Consider the following 483-nt stretch of genomic DNA (forward strand, 5'->3'; position numbering starts at 1 on the left):
TATCGTCGAACAACGCGTCCGGCATAACCACTTGTGTGGTACGGCTGGCTGCATCAAACGTTGCCAATATTGCTCCGGTCTCTTACCAGGGGTTTGTTGCTACCAAAACCTTTTGTCCAACCGATATTCCGTGAATGGCTTTTACGTTGTAGAAGCGATCGTCGAAGAGTATTTACAAATCAGCCGATACTTTGGCTTCTTTGGGCGCACTGAGTGTCAACTCTCTGCAATGTGCCGCAGGAGGTTGCAGGATCAGCTGCTCCGGTTTGATTTTTTTCCACGCCTGATAGCGGGTCATCCCTTGACGGCTGTGAATCTTCGTCCCGTTTTCGTCACTCCTCCCCCGTTCGGCTCAGGCGTTCAGTTGGTCTCTCTCGTTCCCCTCGGTCCCGCGCCCCCCGCTTTCCCCCGCTTTTTCCCCCCTTTCCTTTTCTTTCTCTCCCTTTCCCTTTCTCTTCTCCCCTCTTCCTTTTCCTCCTCCTT

1 protein-coding gene is annotated in these 483 nt (G+C 52.8%); it reads right to left on the reverse strand.

The window, feature by feature from the left end; genetic code table 11:
- Positions 1 to 172: 172 nt before the first annotated feature.
- Positions 173 to 298: a hypothetical protein gene (locus ACTHTY_RS11685; protein WP_440367794.1), complete on the reverse strand. Its 126-nt coding sequence runs from the start codon at positions 296 to 298 to the stop codon at positions 173 to 175.
- Positions 299 to 483: the final 185 nt, after the last annotated feature.

The sequence above is a fragment of the Neisseria sp. P0019.S002 genome, assembly GCF_051957155.1.
Classification (GTDB): Bacteria; Pseudomonadota; Gammaproteobacteria; order Burkholderiales; family Neisseriaceae; genus Neisseria; species Neisseria perflava.

Coding starts and splice junctions, on each gene's coding strand:
- ACTHTY_RS11685 (WP_440367794.1), bottom strand. CDS start 298: ATGACCCGCTATCAGGCGTGGAAAAAAATCAAACCGGAGCAGCTGATC.